Origin of the sequence: Allobrachymonas wangyanguii (assembly GCF_045055315.1) — a bacterium.
Classification (GTDB): Bacteria; Pseudomonadota; Gammaproteobacteria; order Burkholderiales; family Burkholderiaceae_C; genus Brachymonas; species Brachymonas wangyanguii.
Genome location: NZ_CP173677.1, coordinates 2,234,893 through 2,259,379, shown reverse-complemented (window position 1 = coordinate 2,259,379; position 24,487 = coordinate 2,234,893). Strand labels below are relative to the sequence as shown.

The following is a 24,487-nucleotide window of genomic DNA, read 5'->3' as shown; positions in this document are numbered from 1 at the left end:
TGCTTGGATATCGCTACGGCCACGCTTGTTCAATGCCAAGCGTAACAAGACATGTACAGCCTCAGTGGCCGGCGAAATCGACCAGGGTGAACAGTTCCAGGCCGGCGCCACGCAGGCGCTGGCTGCCACCCAGCTCGGGCAAATCGACAATCGCCACCCCTTCGATGATGTCAGCACCCAGGCGGCGCAGCAGATTGCAGCCGGCCATCATGGTGCCGCCGGTGGCAATCAGGTCATCGACCAGCAGCACGCGCTGGCCGGCATGCACGGCATCGGTATGCAATTCGACCGTGGCCACGCCGTATTCCAGCTCGTAGCTTTCTTCCACCGTCTCGTAGGGCAGCTTGCCCTGCTTGCGGATCGGCACAAAACCGACGTTGAGCTCATAGGCCAGCACCGAGCCGATGATGAAACCACGCGCATCCAGCCCGGCCACCACATCAGGACGCAGCGCCGGATCCATGTAGCGGTGCACAAAGGCATCGATCAGGATGCGGAACACGCGCGGATCCTGCAGCAGCGGCGTGATGTCGCGGAACTGCACGCCGGGGGCCGGCCAGTTGGACACGGTACGGATATGGCTGCGCAGGTAGTCCCGGACGTTGTATTCGGTGGTGCTCATGGCAAGGCTCCGGCAATCAGGAAATGGGGCAATACACCCAAGTGTAGCCGCGGCGCATGGCAATACCGATACCGCCAACTGGCAAAAATCGACTGCTCTCCGTGCAAGCGCGGGCAGCCTCAGCGCGTCAGCAGTTCCTCGACCTCGGCCAGATCCAGCTGCCGGCCACTGAGCACCAGCGTGTCTTCGGGCTGCAGCAGCATTTCCAGCCGCGGTGCCAGCGACACGCCATTGGCACGGCGCAGGCTGACCAGCGCCACCTGGTAGCGTTCCAGCATCGGCATCAGGTCCGAAATCGTCATGCCAATGGTGGCCGAGCTTTCCGGCAGCTGCAGCACACTGAGCTTTTCCTGGCTGCCATCCAGCTCCTCCTCGCCGTGCAGGGCTTCATCGGCTCCGCGGAAATAGCCGCGCAACAGGCGATAGCGCTGCGCGCGCTGCATCTGTACCAGCCGCAGCACGCGGCGCAGCGGCACGCCGGTCAACGCCAGTGCATGGCTGGCCAGGATCATGCTGCCTTCCAGCGCCTCCGGCACCACCTCGCTGGCCCCGGCGGCGCGCAGCGTTTCCAGATGCCGATCGTCTTCGGTGCGCACGATCACCGGCAGCTGCGGCGCCTGCGTGCGCAGTTGGTGCAGCACCTGCAGCGTCATCGGCAGGCTGTTGAAGGTGATGACCACGGCACTGGCGCGTGACAGCCCGGCTGCCGTCAGCGCCGGCATGCGCGAGGCATCGCCGTACACCACCGGCGCGCCGGCGGCACTGGCCTGGCGTACATGCTCCGGATCCAGGTCCAGCGCGATATGCGGAATCGATTCGGCATCGAGCAGGCGCGCCAGGCTCTGGCCGACGCGGCCATAGCCGCAGATGATGATGTGGCGGCTGCGCCCCATGCTCTGGCGCGCGATATTCGTCATCTGCAGCGCTTCGGTCATCCATTCGTTGCGCGCCAGCCGCAGCACCAGCGCATCGCTGTACATGATGATGAAGGGTGCGGCGATCATGGACAGCACCATGCTGGCCAGCACGGCGTTGAACAGCGGTGACGGCAGCAGCTTGTTGTGCAAGGCCAGGTTCAGCAGCACAAAGCCGAATTCGCCAGCCTGCGCCAGGTACAGGCCGGTGCGCAGGGCCACGCCCTCGGTCGCGCCCAGAATGCGCGCGCACAGCCACACCAGCACCAGCTTGAACAGCAACGCCGCCAGCAGCAGGCCGAGCACCCAGCCCCAGTGGTCTACCACCTCGTGCCAATCGAGCAGCATGCCGATGGTGATGAAGAACAGCCCCAGCAGCAGGTCGTGGAAGGGCCTGATATCGGCCTCCACCTGATACTTGTAAGGGGTTTCGGCAATCAGCATGCCGGCGATGAAGGCACCCAGCGCCAGGCTGAGTCCGGCCAGCTGGGTCAGCCAGGCCAGCCCCAGCGTGATCAGCAGCACATTGAGCATGAACAGCTCGTTGCTGCGGTAGCTGGCAACGAAGAACAGCCAGCGCTGCATCAGTTGCCGCCCCATCGTCAGCAGGATGGTGACGGCGGCCGCGGCCTTGAGCAGCGCCAGCAGCAGCTCCAGCGCCATGTCGTCGTCATTGGCACCCAGGGCCGGAATCAGGATCAGCAAGGGCACCACGGCCAGATCCTGGAACAGCAGCACGCCCATCACGCGGCGGCCGTGCTCGCTGTCCAGCTCCAGCCGTTCCGCCATCAGCTTGACGACGATGGCGGTGCTGCTCATGGCCAGCACACCGGACAGCGCCAGCGTACCCTGCCAGGACAGATGCCAGAGCTCCGGCCAGAACCAGCGCAGGCCCAGCAACACCAGCGTACTCAGCACCATGGTCAGGCCGACCTGCATCGCGCCCAGCCCGAACACATGGCGCCGCATGGTACGCAGCTTGGGCAGGCTGAACTCCAGCCCGATCACGAACATCAGGAACACCACGCCAAACTCGGCCAAGTGCTGGATGCGCGTGCTGTTCTCCACCATCGCCAGCATGTTCGGGCCGATCACCACACCGACCATCAGGTAACCCAGCATCGGCGGCAGCCGGAACGCCCTGAAAATGACCACCCCCAGCACGGCGGCCAGCAGGTAGATCAGGGTGAGCTCGAGCGAAGTCATGGTCGGAGGGCGCGGCGCTCGGGTAATATCCTCTTGCCGGCCTGCAGGTATCAGGATGAAGGTGCTGCATATTACTGCAATCCGTGCCCGGCGTTTCCCCGTTTTTTCTCCTGTTTTTGACGGATTTCTGCTGCAGCCCACTGGCCTGCCTGACGATGGACAAGCTCAAGCACATCGAAACCTTTGTCGCCGTGGCCCAGCGTGGCAGCCTGACGGCCGCCGCCCAGGCCGAAGGCGTGGCCGCCTCGATGATAGGCCGCCGCATGGACGCGCTGGAGGCGCATCTGGGCGTCAAGCTGCTGGTACGCACCACGCGCCGCATCAGCCTGACACCGGAGGGCAGCGCCTTTCTGGAAGAAAGCCAGCGCATCCTGGCCGATATTGCCAATATGGAAGCCGCCGTCAGCGCCGGCAGCGTGCGCGCCAGCGGCCAGTTGCGCATCACGGCACCAGCCGGCTTTGGCCGCCGCCATGTGGCGCCGCTGGTGCTGCGCTTCCACGAACTGCACCCGGAAGTGCGTATCTCTCTCAACCTGAGCGATCGCGTGGTGGACCTGGCGGCCGAAGGCTATGACTGTGCCGTGCGCGTCGGCGACCTGCCGGACTCCTCACTGGTGATCACGCGCCTGGCCGACAACCGCCGCCTGTGCGTGGCCACGCCAGCCTACCTGCAGCGCCACGGAACGCCGCAGCATCCGCGCGAACTGCTCGATGCCGGCCGCTACCAGTGCCTCACGCTCAGCAGCGAAGCCTCGCAGACGCGCGGCTGGGCGTTCCAGGAAAATGGCGAAGCGTTCTATATCAAGCCCAGCGGTCCGCTGGACTGTAGCGATGGCCAAGTGCTGCATACCTGGTGCCTGCAAGGCCACGGCATTGCCTGGCGCAGCACCTGGGAAGTGGCCGGCGATATTGCCGCTGGTCGGCTGCAGTCACTGCTGGATCCGTATACGGCCCCGCCGAATGGCATTTACGCCGTGTTTGCGCAGCGCAAGCTGCTGCCGCTGCGCCTGCGCCTGTGGATCGACTTTCTCAAGGCCAGCTACCAGCAGCCAGGCTACTGGGAAAGCGTCGACTCAGGCAGCACGCCGTAGCAGCGCATCCACCAGCATGCACAGCAGCGAATAGAGGATGGCACCGATCACGGCCGTCCAGAAACCGGCTACCTGGAAGCCGGACAGCATGCTGCCAGCCGCCCAGAACAACAACGCATTGATCACGATCAGGAACAGCCCGAGCGTGATGATGGTCAGCGGCAGGGTCAGCAATTTGAGCAGGGAGCCCAGCACCAGGTCCAGCAGCGCAATCACCACCGCCGCCAGCACGGCAGAACCGTAGCTGGCAATGGTGATGCCGCTGACCAGGTGGGAGACCACCATGAGGGCGCCCGCGTAGAGCAGCCATTTGACAATGAACAGGATCATGGCTGCAGCCTAGCACGAAAACGCGCGCGCATCATGACGACTGCAACTCAGGCCTGCTTCGCCAGTTCCTCGTCGCGCAGGGCGCGGCGCAGGATCTTGCCGATCGGCGTCTTCGGCAGCGCATCGCGGAACTCGATCTGGCGCGGCTGCTTGTAGCGCGTCAGGTTTTCACGGCAATGCGCCTTGATCTCCTTCTCGGTCAGGGTCTGGCCCGGACGCAGCACCACGAACAGCTTGACCGCCTCGCCCGAGTTCTCGTCAGGCACGCCGATCACGGCACACTCCTGCACCGCCGGCAGCAGCGCCACCACGTCTTCCACCTCGTTCGGGTAGACGTTGAAGCCGCTGACCAGGATCATGTCCTTCTTGCGGTCGACGATGGTGAAGTAGCCCTTCTCGTCCACCACGCCGATGTCACCGGTCAGCAGATAGCCGTCCGGCGTCATGGAGCGCGCAGTCTCTTCCGGACGCTGCCAGTAGCCGGCCATGACTTGCGGGCCCTTGATGGCAATCTCGCCACGCTCGCCCAGTTCCTCGACATCATGGCCATCCTCATCGACCAGCTTCATCCAGGTATTCGGCACCGGCACGCCGATGGAACCGGTGAATTCGGGGTTGGTGACCGGGTTGCAGCTCGCCACCGGGCTGGTCTCGGACAGGCCATAGCCTTCGCAGATCGGGCAGTTGGTCTTTTCGTACCAGTCCTTGGCCACGGCGCGCTGTACCGCCATGCCACCGCCCACCGTCACGCGCAGGTGCGACCAGTCGACCTTGTTGAAATCGGCATGGTGCGCCAGGCCGTTGAACAGCGTGTTCACGCCAGGGAAGCTGTGGAATACATGCTTCTGCAGCTCCTTGAGCACGGCATCCAGGTCACGCGGGTTGGGCAGCAGGATGTTCTTGCCGCCCATCTCGGTGCACAGCATCATGTTCACGGTAAACGCGAAGATGTGGTACAGCGGCAGCGCGCAGACAAAGCCGATCTGGTGGTGCAGCTGGCGGCGTGCCAGGCCCGGCTGGTACCAGGCCCCGCACTGCAGCACGTTGGCCAGGATATTGCGATGCAGCAGCATGGCACCCTTGGCGACGCCGGTGGTGCCGCCGGTATATTGCAGCGCAGCCAGGTCTTCCGGCCCCGGCGTCACTTCACGCAGCGCTGTCGGCGCATGGCGCGATACCGCATCGTTGAAGCGCACCACATTGGGCAGCTGGAAGGACGGCACCATCTTCTTGACCTTGCGCACGACAAAGTTGACCAGCGCGCCCTTGAGCCCGCCCATGCGGTCACCCATGGAAGCCAGCACGATGTGGCGCACATCGGTATGCGACAGGCACTGCTCCAGCGTGTGGGCAAAGTTCTCGATGATGATGATCGCCTTGGCACCGGAATCCTTCAACTGGTGTTCCAGCTCGCGCGCGGTATAGAGCGGGTTGACGTTGACCAGCACCAGGCCGGCACGCAGGATCGCCGCCACGGCAATCGGGTACTGAAGGATGTTGGGCATCATCACCGCCACACGGTCGCCCGCCTGCATGCCCGGCAACTGCTGCAGATAGGCCGCCAGCGAGCGGCTGGCACGGTCCAGCTCGCCGTAGGTCATGTCACGACCCATCATGGTGTAGGCCGGCTTGTCGGCGTGGCGCACAAAGCTCTCGTTCAGCAGCTGCACCAGCGAGCTGTAACGGTTCAGGTCGACATCGGCGGGCACGCCTTCAGGATACTGCTTCAGCCACGGGCGGCTGTCGGTAAATGCACTCATTGCTTGTCCCTTGTGTTCTGTCTGTGCTCTCCATCCGGCAGCTGCTTCATGTTTAGCACGATCGTTCGATTTCGGTTTATATCCCGATTTTGGCCAACTTGAAAGCGGCGTGGCGACATTTGTCTGCAGATGCAGGGTATATCCTGATACATCCGGCCCGGCCGGGGCAATGCCTGCGCCAGCCCATGCCCACGCACGGGTTTGCTACCATGGGGCCTGATCATCCTACTACCAGCCAGGCACCAGCGTCATGACCCTTACCGAACTCAAGTACATCGTTGCCGTTGCCCGCGAAAAGCATTTCGGCAAGGCCGCCGAAGCCTGCTTTGTCACGCAGCCAACGCTGTCGGTCGCGGTCAAGAAGCTGGAAGAGGAGCTCGACGTCAAGCTGTTCGAGCGCAGCGCCAACGAGATCTCGCTGACGCCGCTGGGCGAAGACGTGGTGCGCCAGGCGCAGGTGGTGCTGGAGCAGGCCAACCTGATCCGCGACATTGCCAAGCGCGGCAAGGATCCGCTGTCGGGCCCGCTGCGCCTGGGCATCATCTACACCATCGGCCCCTACCTGCTGCCCGACCTGGTACGCCAGAACATGGCGCAGACGCCGCAGATGCCGCTGATCCTGCAGGAAAACTTCACCGCCAAGCTGCTGGACATGCTGCGCTCGGGCGATATCGACTGCGCCATCCTGGCCGAACCGTTCCAGGACACCGGCCTGGCCACGGCACCGCTGTACGACGAGCCGTTCTGGGCCGCCGTGCCCAGCACGCACGCGCTGGCCGAGGCAGAATCGGTCGACCCCGACATGCTGCGCAGCGAAAACATGCTGCTGCTGGGCTCCGGCCACTGCTTCCGCGACCATGTGCTCGAAGTCTGCCCCGAATTTGCCCGCTATTCCAGCCATTCCGACGGCATCCGCAAGAGCTTCGAGGGCTCCTCGCTGGAAACCATCAAGCACATGGTGGCTGCCGGCATGGGCGTAACGCTGGTGCCGGCGCTCAGCGTGCCGCCTGAAAAGCTGGAAGCGCATGCCGCTGGCAAGCCCCTGCCCAAGCCGCGCAAGCCGCTCCGAAGCGATCAGGATCACACCGATGCCAGCTTCATCCGCTATGTCCCTTTACATGGCGACGTGCCAAGCCGCCGCGTGGTGCTGGCCTGGCGTCGCAGCTTTACCCGCTACGAGGCGATTGCCGCGCTGCGCAACGAGGTCTATGCCTGCCGTCTGGCCGGCGTGCAACGGCTGACCTGACACCCGGCGGTCATGCCGGCGTCATACAATCGGCAGCCATGCAAGACAAAATCCGACTTTACCTGGACCTGATCCGCTGGAACCGTCCGGCCGGCTGGCTGCTGCTGCTGTGGCCAACCCTGGCCGCCCTGTGGCTGGCGGCACGCGGCTTTCCCGGCTGGCACCTGCTGCTGGTGTTCACCGCTGGTACCATCCTGATGCGCAGCGCCGGCTGCTGCATCAACGACGTTGCCGACCGCGATTTCGACCGCCACGTCAAGCGCACCGTCAACCGCCCGATCACCAGCGGCCGCATCAGCGTCAAGGAAGCGCTGCTGGTCGGCCTGGTGCTGACGCTGATCGCCTTTGCGCTGGTGCTCACCACCAACACGCTGACCATCCTCTGGTCGATCCCGGCCGTCATCGTCACCATCATCTACCCGTTCACCAAGCGCTTCTTCTCGATGCCGCAGGCGGTGCTCGGCGTGGCCTACAGCATGGGCCTGCCGATGGCCTTTGCCGCCGTGCTCAACAGCACGCCGTCCGTCGTCTGGTGGCTGCTGGTCGCCAACCTGTGCTGGGTGCTGGCCTACGACACCGAATACGCCATGGTCGATCGCGACGACGACCTGAAGATCGGCATGAAGACATCGGCCATCACGCTGGGCCGCTGGGACGTGCCGGTGATCATGCTCTGGTACGCCGCACATACGGCAATCTGGTGGACCGTGCTGTGGCAGTACGCCGGCCTGGGTCAGGCCGATGCGCCGGGCTGGAAACTGGCCATCTGGGGCATCACCCTGCTGATCGCGGTGGCCCAGGTGCTCTGGCACTACGCGCTGATCCGCACGCGCGAGCGTGAGCGCTGCTTCCGCGCCTTCACACAGAACCACTGGATCGGTTTTGTGGTGTTTGTGGCTACGGTGGCGCTGATCCACTGAGGCCCTGGCTAATAATGGTGGCCAGCAAGTATCCACAAGGAATCTCCCTGGAGTTGGAGTTCCCCCTATCTCACGGACGGTTGAGCGCTGAAGAATTCAGCGCGGTACCAGTGGTATTTTCTACCGGGGACTGCCCGGATTGTGCATTGATTTGCTCGAATTCGTTGGGAGCAAGGTAGCCCAGTGCGCTGTGCAACCGATGTGGGTTGTACCAGCCCTCTATCCAGGTAAACACGGCATGCCTGGCCTCGGTCTGGCTTTTCCAGCTTCTTCGGTTGACCAGTTCGCATTCCAGGCTGGCAAAGAAGCTCTCGGCCATGGCGTTGTCGTAAGCATCCCCCACCGATCCCATGCTTGGGCGCACGCCCATTTCCTCGCAACGCTTGCCAAACACCGTGCTGGTGTATTGGCTGCCCTGATCGGAGTGGTGGATGACGCCCTGGGGCTTGCGCGTGAAGGCGGCCATCTCCAACGCCTGCACCACCAGATCGGCCGTCATGCGCGTGCCAAAGGCCCAACCCACTACTTTGCGGCTGTATACGTCGATGACTACCGCCAGATAGGCAAACCCGCTCCAGGTAGGCAGGTAGGTCATGTCTGCCACCCAAAGTTGGTTAGGAGCATCCGCCGCAAAGCGGCGATTGACCAGATCGCTGGCCAGCCCAGCCTCTCGATCACGGCGCGTTGTCACGCACCAGCCGCGCCGGCGGCTGACACCCTTCAGACTCGCCTGACGCATCAGGCGTTCGACGCGCTTCTTGTTGACGATCACCCCATCGCGCGCCAGTTGCGCGACCATGCGCGGCACGCCGTAGGTGGTATCGCTCATCTGATGGATGGCTTTGATGCGCAGCAGCAGCTCGGCATTGGCCTGATCGCGTGCACTGGGTCGGCGATTTAGCCAGTCGTGGTAACCACTGCTGGACACACCCAACACCCGGGCCATGGTGCGTATCGGGAGATCGGCCTGGTTCGCCTGCATCAGCGCGTAGACGGCGTGGACGTCTTCTCGCTTTGTCCGGCAAACCAGGCCGTAGCCTTTGCCAGGATGTCGCGCTCCGTTTGAAGACGCTTGACCTCCCGGCGCAAGCGGACGAGTTCCTCGCGCTCGGACGTTGTCAACACATCCTTGCCGGATAACGGCTTGCCAGCATCGGCTGCAGCGCGTGCAACCCAGTTGGCAATGCTCACCGCTGACACATCGAACTCACGTGCCAGCTCGGATTGGCTGCGACCGGAATGAAACAGCTCGACGATCTGCTGTTTGAATGCCTCGGGGTACGGGGGCTTGGTTTTTCCCATGGGGGCTCCTTTCTTCTCAGTGAAAGTGTCCGTCAAATGGGGGGAACTCCAGGAGGGCGCTTGCAACAGGAGTTCGTCATGGCAACCGATCATTCTTCCCCTTCGCGCTGGCACCAGCGCCTGCTGCTTGGCCTGGGCGTGGCCGGCGGCCTGCTGCTGACCGGCTGTGCCGTGCACACTTCCAGCCCGCGCGTATTGCATACGGCAGACGGTCAGGTGCTGGAATATGCCGAAGGCGAGCAGGGCTATGTGCTGCAACAGCCTCCGGCACCGCTGCAGGAGACAATCACGGTGCGCCCATCCGTCAACGTGGTCTGGATGCCGGGCGTCTGGCTCTGGGGCGGCAGCAGCTACTACTGGCGTGCCGGCTCCTGGGTGCGGCCGCCGGCCGGCTACTACGGCTGGACTTCCGGCTACTGGCGCCATACGCCGCGCGGCTATCTCTGGCAGAACGGCTACTGGAACCGGGGCAGCGGCTTGTACCGCCATCAGGCACCGCGTTATCGCTACGACCGGGATGACCGCTACGACCGTTTCGATCGCGATGGTCGCCGTCCGATTGGCAGCCGTCCCGTGGTGCGACCGGACCGTCCGGATGGCGTGCGACCCGGCACGCGTCCGGATCGTCCGGTGATCGGCGACGGTACACGTCCGAACCGCCCGGATCGTCCGAACCGCGCTGACCGTCCGGATCGACCCGATGGCTGGCAACGCGGCGAGCGTCCGCGCAACCGGCCCGATGGCGTGCGCCCGGATCGTCCGCAGCGGGTGCTGCCGGATGGCACGCGACCGCAACGCCCGGCCGGCATGCGTCCGGAAGGGCCGCGTGCCCAGCGTCCCGATGGCATGCGCGGACAGCGCCCAGAAGGCGTGCAACGGGCACCACGTGCACCACGCGCCGAGGGCATGCAGCGCATGCGCCCGTCCGGCATGGGCAGCGGCAGTCCGATTCGCGACCGCATCAACGCGCGCTGATCCTTGCCGGATACGACAAAGGCCTGCCAGGGCAACCCGGCAGGCCTTTGCCATGTCAGCGCAGACTGGGGAATCAGTCCTGGCTGCTGTTGCGGATCAGGTAGTCGAAGGCCGACAGCGAGGCCTTGGCACCTTCACCCATGGAGATGATGATCTGCTTGTACGGCACCGTGGTGCAGTCGCCAGCAGCAAACACGCCCGGGATGTTGGTTGCGCCACGGGCATCGACCACGATCTCGCCGAACTTGCTCAGTTCGACCGTGCCCTTGACGAAGTCGGTGTTGGGCAGCAGGCCGATCTGCACGAAGATGCCGGCCGGATCCAGCTGGTGCTCCTCGCCGGACGCACGGTCCTTGTAGCGCAGGCCGGCGACCTTGGTGCCATCGCCGATCACCTCGGTCGTCTGCACGTTGGTCAGGATGTCCACGTTCTTCAGGCTGCGCAGCTTGTCCTGCAGCACGGCGTCGGCCTTCATCTCGGGCATGAACTCGAGCAGGGTCACGTGCTCGACGATGCCGGCCAGGTCGATGGCGGCTTCCACGCCGGAGTTGCCGCCGCCCACCACGGCGACCTTCTTGCCCTTGAACAGCGGGCCGTCACAGTGCGGGCAGAATGCCACGCCCTTGGTCTTGTGCTCGGTCTCGCCCGGGATATTCATCTCGCGCCAGCGGGCGCCGGTCGCCAGGATCACGGAGCGGGACTTCAGTACGGCACCGTTTTCCAGCGTCACTTCGATCAGGCCGCCGGCCTGCTCGGCCGGCTTGATGGCGGCCGCGCGCTGCAGCGGCATCACGTCCACATCGTAGTGGCGCACGTGCTCTTCCAGGGCGGCGCTCAGGCGCGGGCCTTCGGTTTCCTTCACGGAAATGAAGTTTTCGATGCTCAGCGTATCCATCATCTGGCCGCCAAAGCGCTCGGCCAGCAGGCCGGTGCGGATGCCCTTGCGAGCAGAATAAATGGCGGCAGCAGCACCAGCCGGGCCGGCACCCACCACCAGCACATCGAACGGGGCCTTCTGGTTGAGCTTTTCGGCATCGCGGGCAGCCGCGCCGGTATCCAGCTTGGCCAGCAGTTCGTCCACGCTCATGCGGCCGTTGGCAAACATCTCGCCATTCAGGTGGACCGTCGGCACACCCATGATCTGGCGCTCTTCCACTTCCTTCTGGTAGAGCGCACCGTCGATGATGGTGACCTTGATGTTCGGATTCTCGATGGCCATCAGCGACAGCGCTTGCACCGTATCCGGGCAGCTGTGGCAGGAGAGGCTCATGTAGACCTCGAAGTTGTACTCGCCCGGCAGGTTGCGGATGGCCTGCAGCGTCTCTGCGCTTTCCTTGGGCGGATGGCCGCCGGTCCACAGCAGGGCCAGCACCAGCGAGGTGAACTCGTGACCCAGCGGGATCGCGGCAAAGCGCAGCTGGGTCGTGCTGCCGTTGCGCTGCAGCGTGAAGGACGGCTTGCGGGCATCGTCACCGTCGGTGCGCAGCGTGATCTTGTCGCTCATGCCGGCGATCTGTTCGAGCAGGCTGCGCAGTTCGGCGGAGGATTTGCCCTCGTCCAGCGAGGCCACCAGCTCGAACGGCTGGGTGACACGTTCCAGATAGGCTTTCAGTTGGGCGGCGAGTTGCTGGTCAAGCATGGGGATCTCCTTTCCTGTTCACTCAAAAAATGCTGTCTTCAATCATGGCTGCGGATGGCAAACATCATTCAAAGCAGCACGTTCAGGTTTCTTGCGGGTAAAAAAAGCCAGACGGCGCAGCGGCGAAAGCTGCGTCGCCGTCTGGCTCGGCGTTGTCGGGATGGCCTGGCGGCCATCCGGTCAAGGCGTGGACTTAGATCTTGCCGACCAGGTCCAGGGAGGGCTTCAGCGTCTCGGCGCCTTCCTGCCACTTGGCGGGGCAGACTTCGCCCGGGTGCTCGGCCACGTACTTGGCAGCCTTCACCTTGCGCAGCAGCTCGGAAGCGTCACGGCCGATGCCACCAGCGTGGATTTCCACGATCTGGATCTTGCCTTCCGGGTCGATCACGAAGGTGCCGCGGTCAGCCAGGCCAGCTTCCTCGATCATCACGCCGAAGTTGCGGGTGATGCGGCCAGTCGGGTCACCGATCATGGTGTACTTGATCTTGCCGATGGCGTCGGAGGTGTCGTGCCAGGCCTTGTGGCTGAAGTGGGTGTCGGTGGACACGGCGTAGACTTCGCAGTTCAGGGCCTGGAATGCTTCGTAGTTGTCGGCCAGGTCTTCCAGCTCGGTCGGGCACACGAAGGTGAAGTCAGCGGGGTAGAACATCACGACAGACCACTTGCCTTTCAGGTCGGCGTCGGAAACCTTGATGAACTCGCCATTCTTGAATGCATCGGCGGTGAAAGGCAGCACTTCGGTGTTGATCAGTGACATGGATATCTCCTGGTGAGTTGGGGTGAAAAAACGGTCGGGATCGGGATGGCCCGCAGCTGTTGTAGCAGGCGCCCTTGAAGCCCCTGTGACAGCAAAGTCAGACCATCTACTGAACACCATTGAATGATAGTCGATTGCTATCGACTTGTGTTTTGTATAAATCTAATCAATGCATAGTCTGGGACTATTGGCGCTTGTCCAGCCTGTCAGGCAGCACTGGACAAGTGCTGTCTCCATTGTTGCAGACCAGCGAAAAGCTTCAAGTCGTCAGGTGTTTCAAGCCGTAGCCTGCAGCAGGATGGCGGGTGGCTCGCTGGCGAACGGGAAGGGGCCGGCATAGGGGGCGCTGGTCCCCTGATGGCTCACGATCTGGCCCAGTGCATTGATCATGTGCAGGCCGAAGCCGGGCGGCTCCAGGGTCCATTGCGGCTCGGCATCGGGCGACAGGCCCATGGCCACCTGATGTGCGGTCGAGGACAGGGTGCTGGCCAGCGTGCCGCCAAACAGGCACTGGATGGAGCGGTGCATGTGGCCGCACAGCAGGCGTTGTACCTGCGGATGACGGCGCAGCAGCGCATCGAGTTCGGCTGCGCCCTCCAGCAGGCCGATCTTGTCCATGTGGTCGATGCCGGTGATGAAGGGCGGGTGGTGCATGGCGACCACGACCGGCCGGTCGCGGCAGGCGTCCAGTGCCGAAGACAGCCAGGACAGGCGTTGGGCGCACAAGGCGCCGTGGCTGGCGTAGGGCACCAGCGTATCCAGCACGATCAGCTGCACGGTGCCCAAGTCGACGCTGTACTGCACAAAGCCATCGGCATTCAGCGGTGCGCCCTCCGGGAACGCGCGATGCAGTTGCAGGCGGTCATCGTGGTTGCCGGGCAGCATGTACAGCGGCATGTCGAGGGGGGCCAGCAGTTCGCGCAGGTGGGCGTAGGCTGCCGCGCTGCCGTTGTCCACCAGGTCACCTGTCACCACGGCGACATCCGGACGGCGCTCCAGCGCCTGGATGGCCTGGATGGTCTGGCGCAGCAGACCCGCCGTATCGATCTGGCCATAAGCCAGTTCACCAGAAGCCAAGATGTGCAGATCGGTCAGTTGAAGCAACAGTGTGGACATGCCGGATAGTCGAAACAGTTTTGGGGTGACAGCTTTTTTAAGCTTAGCTGCAGAAATCCAGCAAGACTGTGAACTATGTTACATCTTGGCAATAAATTTCTCGATTTCGCCGTACCAGAGCACCAGGCTGCCCATGCCGATGCAAGCCAGCCATTGCGGCAGACTCATTGGCGTGGTGCCAAAGCTCAGGTTCAGCCAGGACAGCTCGACCACGGCCACCTGCAATACGAACGACAGCGCCAGTGCCGCCCACAGCCAGCCATTGCGCCACAGGCCATGGAAGGCGCTGAAATGGTCGGAGCGCATGTTCAGGCAGTTGAACAGCTGGGCCATGACCAGCACGGTAAAACCGGCGGTGCGTGCCAGCGTCAGGTCATGCGTGTCGCTGCCCAGCAGGTTGGGCAGCAGGCCGCCGGGCAGGAACAGGTCCATGGTCAGCAGCGTGGACAGCGCCATCACCAGGCCGCTGAGCGTCACCTGGCGCCACATGCGGCCATCCACCACGCGCTCGCTGGCCTGGCGTGGCGGGCGTTCCATCACGTCGTCGTCCGGGGCGTCCATGCCCAGTGCCAGCGCCGGGGCGGAATCGGTGATCAGGTTGATCCAGAGGATTTGCGTGGCCAGCAGCGGCAGCACCAGCGCGCCGGCGGCCGCTTCGGGGCCTGCATTCAGGCCGATCACGCCGGCACCCAGCACGCCCAGGAACACCGTCAGCACCTCGCCCATGTTGGACGAGAGCAGGTAGCGCAGGAATTCTCGGATATTGCCGAAAATGCCGCGCCCGATGTGCACCGCCTTGACGATGGTGGCAAAGTTGTCGTCGGCCAGGATCATGCGCGCCGCTTCCTTGGTCACCTCGGTGCCGGTAATGCCCATGGCGACACCGATATCGGCACTCTTGAGCGCCGGCGCATCGTTGACGCCGTCACCGGTCATGGCAACGATATGCCCATCGTCCTGCAGCGCATCGACAATGCGCAGCTTGTGCGTCGGAGCCACGCGGGCATAGACCGACACCTCGCGCACGGCGGCGGCAAAAGCGGCCTCGCCCTGTGCCAGCAACTCGTCCAGCTCCGGCCCGGTAAGGACGCGCGCATCAGCCGGCACGATGCCCAGGTCGACGGCAATGCGCAAGGCGGTGCGCGGGTGGTCGCCGGTAATCATGATGACGCGGATGCCGGCCTGGTGCGCCTGCCGGATCGCCTGGCGTGCTTCGGGCCGTGGCGGATCGATGATACCGACCACGCCGGCCAGCGTCAGCTGCTGCTCCAGCGCCAGGTCGGGTTGCTGCGCCTGCTCCGGCGTCAGCGTGCGCCAGGCCACCGCCAGCGTGCGCAGGGCGGCATCGGACATGGCATCGACTTCGGACTGGAAGCGCTGGCGATGCGTCTCGTCCAGGGCGATCTCTGCATCGCCGAGTTGCACGCGGGCGCTGCGCTGCAGCAGCACGTCAGGTGCGCCCTTGGTCAGCAACAGCAGCCGGCCGCTGGCCTGCTCGCGCAGCACCACCGACATCAGCTTGCGATCGGAATCGAAAGGCAGTTCGGCCAGGCGCTCGAAGCCCTGCATGTCCAGTGCGTTGTCGCACAGCTTGGCGGCCGCCACCAGGAACGCGCCTTCGGTCGGATCGCCGAGAATGCGCCAGTGGCCGTCTTCATCCTGCTCCAGCGCCGCATTGCTGGCCAGGCTGCCGCCGCACAGCACCCATTGCTGCTCATGGCACAGCGCTGGCTGCGTGTGCAGCGCCTGTCCCTGGTGCGTGATCTCGCCCTGCGGCGCATAGCCGGTGCCGCTCACCGTGCTGATACCCGAGGCGCTGGCAATGCGTTCGATCGTCATCTCGGACCGGGTCAGCGTGCCGGTCTTGTCGCTGCAGATGACCGAGGCGGAACCAAGCGTCTCGACCGAGGACAGCTTCTTGACGATGGCCTTGTCGGCCGACAGGCGCTGCACGCCCACCGCCAGCACCACTGACAGCACGGCGGGCAAGCCTTCCGGCACCGCCGCCACGGCGAGTGATACGCCAAACAGCAGCACTGTCATCAGCCCCTGCAGCGTGTGCACATCACCGAGCAACAACAGCGTGGCAATCACGAGCAGCGCCACCGCGATCACGACCATGCCCAGCATGCGGCCGAGCCGGGCCACTTCCTTCTGCAGCGGCGTTTCCTCCTCCTGAGTGCTGCTGAGCAGGTGGGCGATATGGCCCATTTCGGTGCGCATGCCGGTGGCCGTGACCAGTGCCAGGCCGCTGCCGCCCGCCACCGCCGTGCCCTTGAATACCATATTGATGCGATCGCCCAGCGCCACCGGTTCCGCCAGCGTGATCGCCTGCTTCAGCACCGCCTCGCTTTCGCCGGTGAGCGAGGCCTCCTGTACGCGCAGCGTGTGCGCCTGCAGCAGGCGCGCATCGGCGCCCACGGCATCGCCTTCGGCCAGTAGCAGGATGTCGCCCGGCACTAGTGAGCTGCTGGGGATGCGCTGCGGATGGCCGTCGCGCTGTACCGTGACCATGATCTCGGTCATGCGCGCCAGCGCAGCGGCCGCGTTTTCGGCCTTGCTTTCCTGCAGGAAGCCGAGCAGGGCATTCAGCAGCACCACGGCGGTGATGACGATGGCATCCACCGGCCAGCCGGCAAAATCTTCCAGTGCCCAGACCACGATCGTGATGGCAATGGCGGCCAGCAGCAGGTAGATCAGCGGATCCTGGAACTGGCGCAGGAAGCGGCGCCAGCCGGGTACTGGCGGCTTGCTGTCGAGAAGGTTCGGGCCATGCTGCTGCAGCCGTTCAGCCACCTGCGCGCTGTCCAGTCCGCGCTCAGGGTCGCTCTGCCATTGCGTCAGCAGCCGTGATTCGGCCTGCAGGCTGGGATCTGGCTGGTGCGTGGGCTCACTGGCGGGCATGGCGACTCCTGGGGCAGATGGTGGCTGTCCCCATTGTGCATTGCAGCAGGATGCCGCGCCAGTGCGCCGGCGCTCAGACCAGGTCTTCGGCCAGCGGGTCGGTGGCTTCCAGTTCGTAGCTGGCGGCCAGCATGCCCAGGCGCGCGATCACGCCGTACATGTAGAAGCGGTTGGGCGCGCTGGCACCCGGCTGGCGGCCCGGCTCGGGCAGGTGCGCGCTGTTGTGGAAGGCCAGCGGCACGAAATGCGCGCCCGGCGCATTCAGGTTCTCGTCTTCACCCATGTCGGCGTGCACGCGGTAGAAACCACCCACCACATAGCGGTCCATGGTGTAGACCACCGGCTCGGCCACGGCGTCATTGATGCGCTCGTTGGTCAGCACGCCTTCCTGCACGATCACGCTGCGCACCTGCTGGCCGTTCTTGCCGGCCTGCATGCGCTGCAGCACGCGCGGCGGCAGGTCGTCCAGTTCCTTGCCGTCACGGATCGTCATGATGCCCATGCCTTCGGTGCCGTTGTCGGACTTGATCACCACGAAGGGCCGCTCGTTGATGCCGTATTCCTTGTACTTGCGGCGCACCTTGCCCAGTACCGATTCGGTGGTGGCGCGCAGCACGTCCATCTTGCCCTGGCCGCTGAAATCGACATCGTCACAGGTGGCGTGCAGCGGGTTGATCAGCCAGGGGTCAATGCCGAGCAGCTTGCTGAAGCGCTTGACGACTTCCTCGTAGCAGGCAAAGTGGCGGCTCTTGCGGCGGATGCTCCAGCCGGCGTGCAGCGGCGGCAGCAGGTACTGCTCGTGCAGGTCTTCCAGGATGCCCGGCGTGCCCAGGCTCAGGTCATTGTTGAGCAGGATGGTGCAGGGGTCGAAATCCTTCAGGCCGAGGCGGCGCTCGGTGCGGATGGCGGGCTCGATCACCAGGCTGTCGCCCATCGGCAGTTGCAGCGTCAGCGGTTCTGTCAGGTCAGCATCGATCGAACCGATGCGCACATGCAGGCCGGCCATGCGGAAGATGCGCGTCAGCTGCGCCAGGTTGGTCAGGTAGAAGCTGTTGTGCAGGCGCTTGTCCGGCACCAGCAGCAGGTTGCGTGCTTCCGGGCAGATTTTCTCGATCGCGGCCATGGCCGACTGCACCGCCAGCGGCAGCATGTCTTCGCTCAGGTGATTCCAGCTGCCGGGGAACAGGTTGGTGTCGACGGGTGCCAGCTTGAAGCCGGCATTGCGGATATCCACCGAAGTGTAGAACGGAGGCGTGTGCTCCATCCACTCGAGCCGGAACCAGCGCTCTGTGGCAGGCATCGAATCGATGATGCGCTGCTCAAGTTCGTTGATGGGACCGCTCAGGGCGGTGACAAGATGGGGAACCATGCAGGACCTGTAGGAGGAAAAGCGGAAGCGGCCTGCACCAGCTGCAAGCCCATGCCCGACCAGCAGGCATCATAAAGCATACACCCTCAACGCCGCCAGTACGAAGGCATCAGCAACACAAAGAAACTCAGCAGTTCCAGGCGGCCGAGAATCATGCCGATGCTGCACAGCCAGACCTGGAAATCGTTCAGGGCGGCGTAGTTGGAGGTCGGGCCGACCTGGCCCAGCCCCAGGCCGGTACAGTTGACGCTCGCCAGCGTGGCGGCAAAGGCCGATACCAGATCCAGGCCGCTGGCCAGCATCAGCAGCGTCATGATCAGCACCGTACTGACGTAGAGCACCATGTAGGCCACCACGGCACGGATGATGGTATCGGGAATGCGCGTCTGGCCGATGCGCGGCGTCTGCACCGCGCGCGGGTGCACGATGCGGTTGAGCTCGTGGCGCGCGGTCTGGAACAGCACCATGCAGCGCAGTGTCTTGATGCCGCCACCGGTAGAGCCGGCACTGGTGGCAAAACTGGACAGCAGCAGCATGAAGACCGAGGTAAATGGCACCCAGGCCTCGTAGTTCCAGGTCGAGTAGCCGGTGGTGGTGCCGATCGAGATGGTGTGGAACATGCCCAGGCGCAGTGCCTTGCCAAACGTGTAGTCCTGCGTGCCCCAGATCACCAGTGACACCAGCAGGCCGCCACCGACCAGGCAGATCAGCGTCATGCGCAGCTCCGGGTTGCGCCAAAGGATGCGCGCATCGTTGCGGCGCAGGGCGCTGAAGTACAGCGCAAAGTTGCAGGCTGCCAGCAGCATGATCACCATCGCCACGGCCTCTACCGCCACCGAGTTGTAGTGGGCAAAGCTGGCATCGTGGCTGGAGGTGCCGCCCAGGCTGACGGTGCTGAAGGTGTGCATGATGGCGTCGATCGGCGGCATGCCGGCCATCCAGTAGCCGATATAGCAGAGCAGTGACAGGATGGCGTAAATCATCCACAGGCCGGCAGCGGTATCGGCAATGCGCGGCGTCAGCTTGGTTTCCTTCATCGGGCCGGCCATTTCGGCGCGGAACAGCTGGCTGCCCCCCATGCCCAGCAGTGGCAGCACCGCCACCACCAGCACTAGAATTCCCATGCCGCCCTGCCATTGCAGGAAGCAGCGCCAGAAATTGAGCGATACCGGCAGCGTGTCCAGGTTCGTCAACACCGTGCCACCCGTGGTGGTCAGGCCCGAGGTGGCCTCGTAATAGGCGTGGGTCAGGCTGATCGGCCGGCCGATCTCGTGCATGCCGATCAGCAACGGAATCGTGGCGACGAGCGGCAGCACGCTCCAGGTCAGCACCACCAGCAGCACGCCGTCACGCGGCTGCAGCTCGTTGCTGGCCTTGCGCGCGCCAAACCAGAGCAGGGCGCCGATGCTGGCCGTCAGCGCAGCGCTTTTCAGGTAGACCCATTCCATGCCGTCGTGCATCACCAGCGCCACCAGTACCGGCAGCAGCATGCTGGCACTCATGTACAGCATCAGCATGCCGAGCAGGCGCAGGATCGGAAGCAGGTGGCGCACGGTCGGCATGGTGGTGGTTCAGAGCAGGGTCGGGCGGGCGCGGAACAGCTTTTCCACGGCGCGGATGGTGCGGCGGTGCGGCACGAAGATGATCAGGTGGTCGCCGGGCTGGATCTCGGTGTCATCACGCGCCGCCAGTACCTCGGGCTGGGTTGGCGGCCGCTCTGCCTCGCCCTCGATTCGGTCTTCCGGGTGCAGGCCTTCCAGGTCCGGCAGGCCGCGCACGATCAGGCCGATATGGGTATCGGGTGGCATGCGCAGGCTGCCGACGGTACGACCGACCACGTGCGAGCTGCGCGAGTTGCCATGCACGGCAATCTCGATCGCTTCGGCATTGCCGCGGCGCACGCTGTGCACCTGATGCACATCACCCTGGCGGATATGCGCCAGCAGCTCGCCCATCATGGCCTGCGCCGGCGACAAGGCGATGTCGATCTGGGTGCCATGCACCAGGTCGGCATAGCTGCGCCGGTTCACCAGGGACAGCACGCGCGTCACGCCGAGCTGCTTGGCCAGCAGGCCGGCCATGATGTTGTTCTCGTCGTCGTTGGTCAGCGCGCAGAAGAAATCCACCTCGCTGACGTTCTCGTCCATCAGCAGGTCTTCGTCGGTCACGTCACCCTGCAGCACCAGCACCGAACTGTCCAGCGTGGTGGACAGGTGCTCGCAGCGCGCCAGGTTGGTATCGACGATCTTGAGCTGGATGTGGTCCTGCAGCGTGCGCGCCAGCTGCAGGCCGATATTGCCGCCACCGGCAATCATCATGCTGCGCACCGGCGGCAGCGCCTGGTGGAACAGGCGCAGCACCGGGCGGATATCTTCCATGGCCACCAGGATGAACACCTCGTCACCGGCCAGGATGACGGTATCGGGGTTGGTTGGCACGAAGCGGTCAGGCTCGTTGGCAAAGCGCCGGTAGACCGCGGCCACATGGGCGCGCGCCTCGGGCAGCAGCACGTCCAGTTCGCGCAGTGCCGAGCCGTGCATCGGTGCCTTGTAATCCACGCGCACCGAGATCAGCGCCGCCAGCCCCTGGGCAAATTCGCGCACCTGCAGCGCCTCCGGGTACTCCACCAGCTTGGTCACGTACTGCGTGATCGAGGCTTCCGGGCAGATCACCTGGTTGACGGCAAAACCGTCCTCGTCGAGCAGGTCCTTGAAGGCATCCCAGCCAGCGGCGCGCAGGCGCGCAATGCGGTAGGGCGTGTTGAAGCTCTGGTGCGCCACCTTGCAGGCGGTCAGGTTCAGCGCATCCACCGTGGTGCAGGCCAGCAGCACGTCGGCATCGGCGGCACCCGCCTCGGCCAGGATCGCCGGCTCCACGCCGTTACCGACGATGCCGCGCAGGTCAAAGCGTTCCTGCAGGCGTGACAGCATCTCGGCATTGTTGTCGATGATGGTGATCTCGTTCTGCTCCGAGACCAGCTGCTCGGCGACACTTTCGCCGACACGACCGGCGCCGAGAATGATGATTTTCATGATGAATGCCCCAGGGGACGCGGCAGCCGGCGGCTGCCGGACGGCTTACAGCCCCAGCATCAGTTCCAGGTTCTGCACGGCAGCGCCGCTGGCGCCCTTGCCCAGGTTGTCCAGGCGCGCCACGGCTACCGCCTGTTGCTGGCCGTCGTTGCCATAAACGCGGATTTCGAGCTGGTTGGTGTCCTTCAGCGCCACCGCGTCGAGCTTGTTGTTCTCGGTGCGATCCGGTGCCGTCACGTACTGGCAGCCCTCGTAATAGGCGCGGTAGATGGCGTGCAGGTGCTCGACCGTCTGCTCGCCGTTGAGCAGGTCCAGGTGCAGCGGCAGTTGCACCAGCATGCCCTGGTCGAAATTGCCGACGCTGGGCACGAAAATCGGTTTGCGCTCCAGGCCGCTGTAGGCCATGATTTCCGGCAGGTGCTTGTGCGACAGGCCCAGGCCATACAGCTCGTAGGCCGGTGCCGTGCCGCCTTCGTATTCCTCGATCATCTGGCGGCCACCGCCGCTGTAGCCGCTGACCGACGGCAGGGCCGTGGGGTAGTCGGGCGGCAGCACGCCGGCTTCCACCAGCGGGCGCAGCAGCGCGATCGCGCCGGTGGCGTAGCAGCCCGGGTTGGCCACGCGCTCGGCCTTGCGCACGGCCGCGGCGTGCTCGGGCGACAGCTCCGGAAAGCCGTAGACCCAGCCCGGTGCCACGCGGTGCGCGGTAGAGGCATCGATGATGCGCGGCTTGCGGCCGGGCAGGGCGTCGATCAGCGCCACCGATTCGCGCGCGGCATCGTCGTGCAGGCACAGGATGACCACATCCACGCCAGCCATCAGCTGCTGCTTGGCCACCGGGTCCTTGCGCAGGGCCGGATCGATGCTGACGACCTCGATGTGGGCCATGCCGGCCAGGCGATCGCGGATCTGCAGGCCGGTGGTGCCGGCTTCGCCATCAATGAAAACGGTATGGGCGCTCATGCTGGATGCTCCTGGATGACGGGAAATTGTTGCAAAGCCCTGATCGTAGCAATTTTTGCATGGCAACACCGTGATACATTTATGGGTGGAATACTTTTTTTCCTGGGTCCGATCTGCAGCCTGCCGGCCAGAAGCGGGCATCCTTTCCCTACCAAGAGAGACATCGCATGAAAATTCATGAATATCAAGGCAAGGAAATCTTGCGCCAGTTCGGAGTGCCGGTCCCGCGTGGCATTCCTGCCTTTACCGTGCAGGAGGCTGTTGAAGCAGCCCAGAAGCTGGGTGGCCCCGTGTGGGTGGTCAAGGCCCAGATTCACGCTGGTGGCCGCGGCAAGGGCGGTGGCGTGAAGGTGGCCAAGTCCATCGAGGACGTGCAGAAACTGGCTGGTGACATCCTGGGCATGCAGCTCAAGACCCACCAGACCGGCCCCGAAGGCCAGAAGGTGCGTCGCCTGTACATCGAGGAAGGCGCCGACATCCAGAAGGAATACTACCTGTCCGTGGTGACCGACCGTGGTACCCAGAAGGTGGCCTTTATTGCCTCCAGCGAAGGCGGCATGGACATCGAGGAAGTGGCACACAGCAACCCCGAGAAGATCATCAAGATCTTCATCGACCCCGCCATTGGCCTGACCGCCGAGCAGGGTGAAGAACTGGCCCAGGGCGTGGGCATGCCGGCCGACTCCAAGGCGCAGTTCATCGACGTCTGCCAGAAGCTGTACAAGTGCTACATGGACACCGATGCTTCCCTGGTCGAGATCAACCCGCTGAACCGTGACGGCAATGGCAACATCATCGCCCTGGACGCCAAGTTCAACTTCGACAGCAACGCCCTGTTCCGTCACCCGGAAATCGTCGCCTACCGCGACCTGGACGAAGAAGACCCGGCTGAAGTCGAGGCTTCCAAGTTCGACCTGGCGTACATCAGCCTGGACGGCAACATCGGCTGCCTGGTGAACGGTGCCGGCCTGGCCATGTCCACCATGGACACCATCAAGCTGTACGGCGGCGAGCCGGCCAACTTCCTGGACGTGGGCGGCGGTGCCACCACCGAGAAGGTGACCGAAGCCTTCAAGATCATGCTGAAGAACAAGAACGTGAAGGCCATCCTGGTCAACATCTTCGGCGGCATCATGAAGTGCGACACCATCGCCGAAGGCGTGGTGGCTGCTTCCAAGGCGGTCGGCCTGTCCGTGCCGCTGGTCGTGCGCATGAAGGGCACCAACGAAGACGCCGGCAAGAAGATCCTGGCCGAATCCGGTCTGCCGATCATCACTGCCAACACCATGGCCGAAGCCGCCGAGAAGGTCGTGGCTGAAGTCAACAAGGCCTGAGCCTTCCTGAAACCCATTCTGGAGCCCCATTCATGAGCATCCTGATCAACAAAGACACCAAGGTCATCACCCAGGGTATTACTGGCAAGACTGGCCAGTTCCACACCCGCATGTGCCGCGACTACGCCAACGGCCAGAACTGCTTCGTGGCCGGCGTGAACCCCAAGAAGGCCGGCGAAGATTTCGAAGGCATCCCGATCTACGCCAACGTGAGCGAAGCTGCCAAGCAGACTGGCGCAACCGTTTCCGTGATCTACGTGCCGCCGGCAGGCGCTGCTGCTGCCATCTGGGAAGCCTGCGAAGCCGACCTGGACCTGGCCATCTGCATCACCGAAGGCATCCCGATCCGCGACATGCTGGAAGTCCGCAACAAGATGAAGGCCAAGGAAGCCGCTGGTGGCAAGCGCACCCTGCTGCTGGGCCCCAACTGCCCGGGCACCATCACGCCTGACGAAATCAAGATCGGCATCATGCCCGGCCACATCCACAAGAAGGGCCGCGTGGGCGTGGTCAGCCGCTCCGGCACGCTGACCTACGAAGCCGTGGCACAGCTGACTGAACTGGGCATTGGCCAGTCCAGCGCTGTCGGTATCGGTGGCGACCCGATCAACGGCCTGAAGCACATCGACGTGATGCGCATGTTCAATGAAGACCCTGACACCGATGCCGTGATCATGATCGGCGAGATCGGTGGCCCGGACGAGGCCGAAGCAGCCTACTGGTGCAAGGAAAACATGAAGAAGCCGATCGTCGGCTTCATCGCTGGCGTGACTGCGCCTCCCGGCAAGCGCATGGGCCACGCTGGCGCGCTGATCTCCGGCGGTGCCGATACGGCCGAAGCCAAGCTCGCCATCATGGAAGAGTGCGGTTTCACCATCACGCGCAACCCGTCCGAGATGGCCAAGCTGCTGAAGGGCATGCTGTAAATCCAGGCCACGAAGCTGGCTGACCTACACCAGCCAGTTTCCGGATGGCTGAACCACCTCTCTGAGCAGGGAGGTGGTTTT

At 64.1% G+C, this 24,487-nt stretch carries 19 protein-coding genes; 6 read left to right on the top strand and 13 right to left on the bottom strand.

All coding sequences use genetic code 11. The annotated features are described in order from the left end of the window. Nucleotides 1-61 precede the first annotated feature (61 nt). Nucleotides 62-622, bottom strand: coding sequence for an adenine phosphoribosyltransferase (locus ACI3EV_RS10875; protein ID WP_329769550.1), 561 nt, complete (start codon nucleotides 620-622; stop codon nucleotides 62-64). Between the two features lie 119 nt (nucleotides 623-741). Further along, on the bottom strand, nucleotides 742-2,742 hold the full coding sequence (locus ACI3EV_RS10870; protein WP_337692184.1) for a cation:proton antiporter: 2,001 nt from the start codon (nucleotides 2,740-2,742) through the stop codon (nucleotides 742-744). A gap of 155 nt (nucleotides 2,743-2,897) precedes the next feature. Here ACI3EV_RS10870 and ACI3EV_RS10865 point away from each other — a divergent pair, with 155 nt between their 5' ends. Continuing rightward, a complete protein-coding gene (locus tag ACI3EV_RS10865; protein WP_329769553.1) occupies nucleotides 2,898-3,833 on the top strand; it encodes a LysR family transcriptional regulator in 936 nt (311 codons plus the stop codon). Here ACI3EV_RS10865 and ACI3EV_RS10860 read toward each other — a convergent pair. Both ACI3EV_RS10860 and ACI3EV_RS10855 read right to left on the bottom strand, forming a co-directional pair. Then, on the bottom strand, nucleotides 3,816-4,160 hold the full coding sequence (locus ACI3EV_RS10860) for a phage holin family protein (RefSeq protein WP_329769810.1): 345 nt from the start codon (nucleotides 4,158-4,160) through the stop codon (nucleotides 3,816-3,818). The two genes, ACI3EV_RS10865 and ACI3EV_RS10860, sit on opposite strands and share 18 nt — an antisense overlap. A gap of 50 nt (nucleotides 4,161-4,210) precedes the next feature. Continuing rightward, nucleotides 4,211-5,923 (bottom strand): long-chain-fatty-acid--CoA ligase, encoded by a 1,713-nt coding sequence (locus ACI3EV_RS10855; protein ID WP_329769555.1) that lies wholly within the window; start codon nucleotides 5,921-5,923, stop codon nucleotides 4,211-4,213. Between the two features lie 250 nt (nucleotides 5,924-6,173). On the opposite strand from ACI3EV_RS10855, the gene ACI3EV_RS10850 reads away from it, so the two are divergent. Together ACI3EV_RS10850 and ubiA are read left to right on the top strand one after the other, a co-directional pair. Continuing rightward, entirely contained in the window at nucleotides 6,174-7,169 is a 996-nt protein-coding gene (locus ACI3EV_RS10850) for a LysR substrate-binding domain-containing protein (protein ID WP_337692183.1), read from the top strand. Nucleotides 7,170-7,207: 38 nt separating this feature from the next. Next, the gene (gene ubiA, locus ACI3EV_RS10845; RefSeq protein WP_337692182.1) at nucleotides 7,208-8,089 is read left to right on the top strand and encodes a 4-hydroxybenzoate octaprenyltransferase; all 882 of its coding nucleotides are present in this window, start codon (nucleotides 7,208-7,210) and stop codon (nucleotides 8,087-8,089) included. Between the two features lie 70 nt (nucleotides 8,090-8,159). Here the strand turns inward: ubiA and ACI3EV_RS10840 are convergent. Continuing rightward, nucleotides 8,160-9,391, bottom strand: a protein-coding gene (locus tag ACI3EV_RS10840) for an IS3 family transposase (protein ID WP_405197994.1) whose coding sequence is annotated in 2 segments (ribosomal slippage) — nucleotides 8,160-9,124 and nucleotides 9,124-9,391 — 1,233 coding nt in all. Because the reading frame shifts where the segments join, the coding sequence is not laid out codon by codon here. A 78-nt stretch (nucleotides 9,392-9,469) separates the two neighbouring features. Between ACI3EV_RS10840 and ACI3EV_RS10835 the strand changes: the two genes are divergently transcribed. Beyond that, entirely contained in the window at nucleotides 9,470-10,366 is an 897-nt protein-coding gene (locus tag ACI3EV_RS10835; RefSeq protein WP_337689965.1) for a hypothetical protein, read from the top strand. 73 nt (nucleotides 10,367-10,439) lie between these two features. On the opposite strand, the gene ahpF is transcribed toward ACI3EV_RS10835, so the two are convergent. The 8 genes from ahpF to argC form a co-directional block, all read right to left on the bottom strand. Further along, nucleotides 10,440-12,005 carry an alkyl hydroperoxide reductase subunit F gene (gene ahpF, locus ACI3EV_RS10830; RefSeq protein ID WP_337689967.1) on the bottom strand — a complete coding sequence of 522 codons (1,566 nt, stop codon included), beginning with the start codon at nucleotides 12,003-12,005 and terminating at the stop codon, nucleotides 10,440-10,442. 193 nt (nucleotides 12,006-12,198) lie between these two features. Continuing rightward, entirely contained in the window at nucleotides 12,199-12,762 is a 564-nt protein-coding gene (gene ahpC / locus ACI3EV_RS10825) for an alkyl hydroperoxide reductase subunit C (RefSeq protein ID WP_329769545.1), read from the bottom strand. A gap of 276 nt (nucleotides 12,763-13,038) precedes the next feature. Next, nucleotides 13,039-13,878, bottom strand: coding sequence for a phosphodiesterase (locus ACI3EV_RS10820; protein ID WP_337689973.1), 840 nt, complete (start codon nucleotides 13,876-13,878; stop codon nucleotides 13,039-13,041). Nucleotides 13,879-13,956: 78 nt separating this feature from the next. Continuing rightward, nucleotides 13,957-16,782, bottom strand: coding sequence for a cation-translocating P-type ATPase (locus tag ACI3EV_RS10815; protein ID WP_337689974.1), 2,826 nt, complete (start codon nucleotides 16,780-16,782; stop codon nucleotides 13,957-13,959). 73 nt (nucleotides 16,783-16,855) lie between these two features. Continuing rightward, complete coding sequence (gene gshA, locus ACI3EV_RS10810; RefSeq protein WP_329769540.1) at nucleotides 16,856-18,151, bottom strand: glutamate--cysteine ligase; 1,296 nt, start codon at nucleotides 18,149-18,151, stop codon at nucleotides 16,856-16,858. Between the two features lie 86 nt (nucleotides 18,152-18,237). Then, nucleotides 18,238-19,704, bottom strand: coding sequence for a potassium transporter TrkG (locus tag ACI3EV_RS10805; protein WP_329769539.1), 1,467 nt, complete (start codon nucleotides 19,702-19,704; stop codon nucleotides 18,238-18,240). Between the two features lie 18 nt (nucleotides 19,705-19,722). Further along, nucleotides 19,723-21,183: a Trk system potassium transporter TrkA gene (gene trkA, locus ACI3EV_RS10800; RefSeq protein ID WP_329769538.1), complete on the bottom strand. Its 1,461-nt coding sequence runs from the start codon at nucleotides 21,181-21,183 to the stop codon at nucleotides 19,723-19,725. 45 nt (nucleotides 21,184-21,228) lie between these two features. Further along, nucleotides 21,229-22,146 (bottom strand): N-acetyl-gamma-glutamyl-phosphate reductase, encoded by a 918-nt coding sequence (gene argC / locus ACI3EV_RS10795; RefSeq protein WP_329769537.1) that lies wholly within the window; start codon nucleotides 22,144-22,146, stop codon nucleotides 21,229-21,231. Between the two features lie 167 nt (nucleotides 22,147-22,313). On the opposite strand from argC, the gene sucC reads away from it, so the two are divergent. Together sucC and sucD are read left to right on the top strand one after the other, a co-directional pair. Then, the gene (gene sucC, locus ACI3EV_RS10790) at nucleotides 22,314-23,480 is read left to right on the top strand and encodes an ADP-forming succinate--CoA ligase subunit beta (protein ID WP_329769536.1); all 1,167 of its coding nucleotides are present in this window, start codon (nucleotides 22,314-22,316) and stop codon (nucleotides 23,478-23,480) included. Nucleotides 23,481-23,512: 32 nt separating this feature from the next. After that, nucleotides 23,513-24,406: a succinate--CoA ligase subunit alpha gene (gene sucD, locus ACI3EV_RS10785; protein WP_337689980.1), complete on the top strand. Its 894-nt coding sequence runs from the start codon at nucleotides 23,513-23,515 to the stop codon at nucleotides 24,404-24,406. Nucleotides 24,407-24,487 lie beyond the last annotated feature (81 nt).

Bases quoted from the DNA above. Each gene is read 5' to 3' on its own strand.
- ACI3EV_RS10875 (WP_329769550.1), bottom strand. From the start codon at position 622: ATGAGCACCACCGAATACAACGTCCGGGACTACCTGCGCAGCCATATC.
- ACI3EV_RS10870 (WP_337692184.1), bottom strand. From the start codon at position 2,742: ATGACTTCGCTCGAGCTCACCCTGATCTACCTGCTGGCCGCCGTGCTG.
- ACI3EV_RS10865 (WP_329769553.1), top strand. From the start codon at position 2,898: ATGGACAAGCTCAAGCACATCGAAACCTTTGTCGCCGTGGCCCAGCGT.
- ACI3EV_RS10855 (WP_329769555.1), bottom strand. From the start codon at position 5,923: ATGAGTGCATTTACCGACAGCCGCCCGTGGCTGAAGCAGTATCCTGAA.
- ACI3EV_RS10850 (WP_337692183.1), top strand. From the start codon at position 6,174: ATGACCCTTACCGAACTCAAGTACATCGTTGCCGTTGCCCGCGAAAAG.
- ubiA (WP_337692182.1), top strand. From the start codon at position 7,208: ATGCAAGACAAAATCCGACTTTACCTGGACCTGATCCGCTGGAACCGT.
- ACI3EV_RS10835 (WP_337689965.1), top strand. From the start codon at position 9,470: ATGGCAACCGATCATTCTTCCCCTTCGCGCTGGCACCAGCGCCTGCTG.
- ahpF (WP_337689967.1), bottom strand. From the start codon at position 12,005: ATGCTTGACCAGCAACTCGCCGCCCAACTGAAAGCCTATCTGGAACGT.
- ahpC (WP_329769545.1), bottom strand. From the start codon at position 12,762: ATGTCACTGATCAACACCGAAGTGCTGCCTTTCACCGCCGATGCATTC.
- ACI3EV_RS10820 (WP_337689973.1), bottom strand. From the start codon at position 13,878: ATGTCCACACTGTTGCTTCAACTGACCGATCTGCACATCTTGGCTTCT.
- ACI3EV_RS10815 (WP_337689974.1), bottom strand. From the start codon at position 16,782: ATGCCCGCCAGTGAGCCCACGCACCAGCCAGATCCCAGCCTGCAGGCC.
- gshA (WP_329769540.1), bottom strand. From the start codon at position 18,151: ATGGTTCCCCATCTTGTCACCGCCCTGAGCGGTCCCATCAACGAACTT.
- trkA (WP_329769538.1), bottom strand. From the start codon at position 21,183: ATGAAAATCATCATTCTCGGCGCCGGTCGTGTCGGCGAAAGTGTCGCC.
- argC (WP_329769537.1), bottom strand. From the start codon at position 22,146: ATGAGCGCCCATACCGTTTTCATTGATGGCGAAGCCGGCACCACCGGC.
- sucC (WP_329769536.1), top strand. From the start codon at position 22,314: ATGAAAATTCATGAATATCAAGGCAAGGAAATCTTGCGCCAGTTCGGA.
- sucD (WP_337689980.1), top strand. From the start codon at position 23,513: ATGAGCATCCTGATCAACAAAGACACCAAGGTCATCACCCAGGGTATT.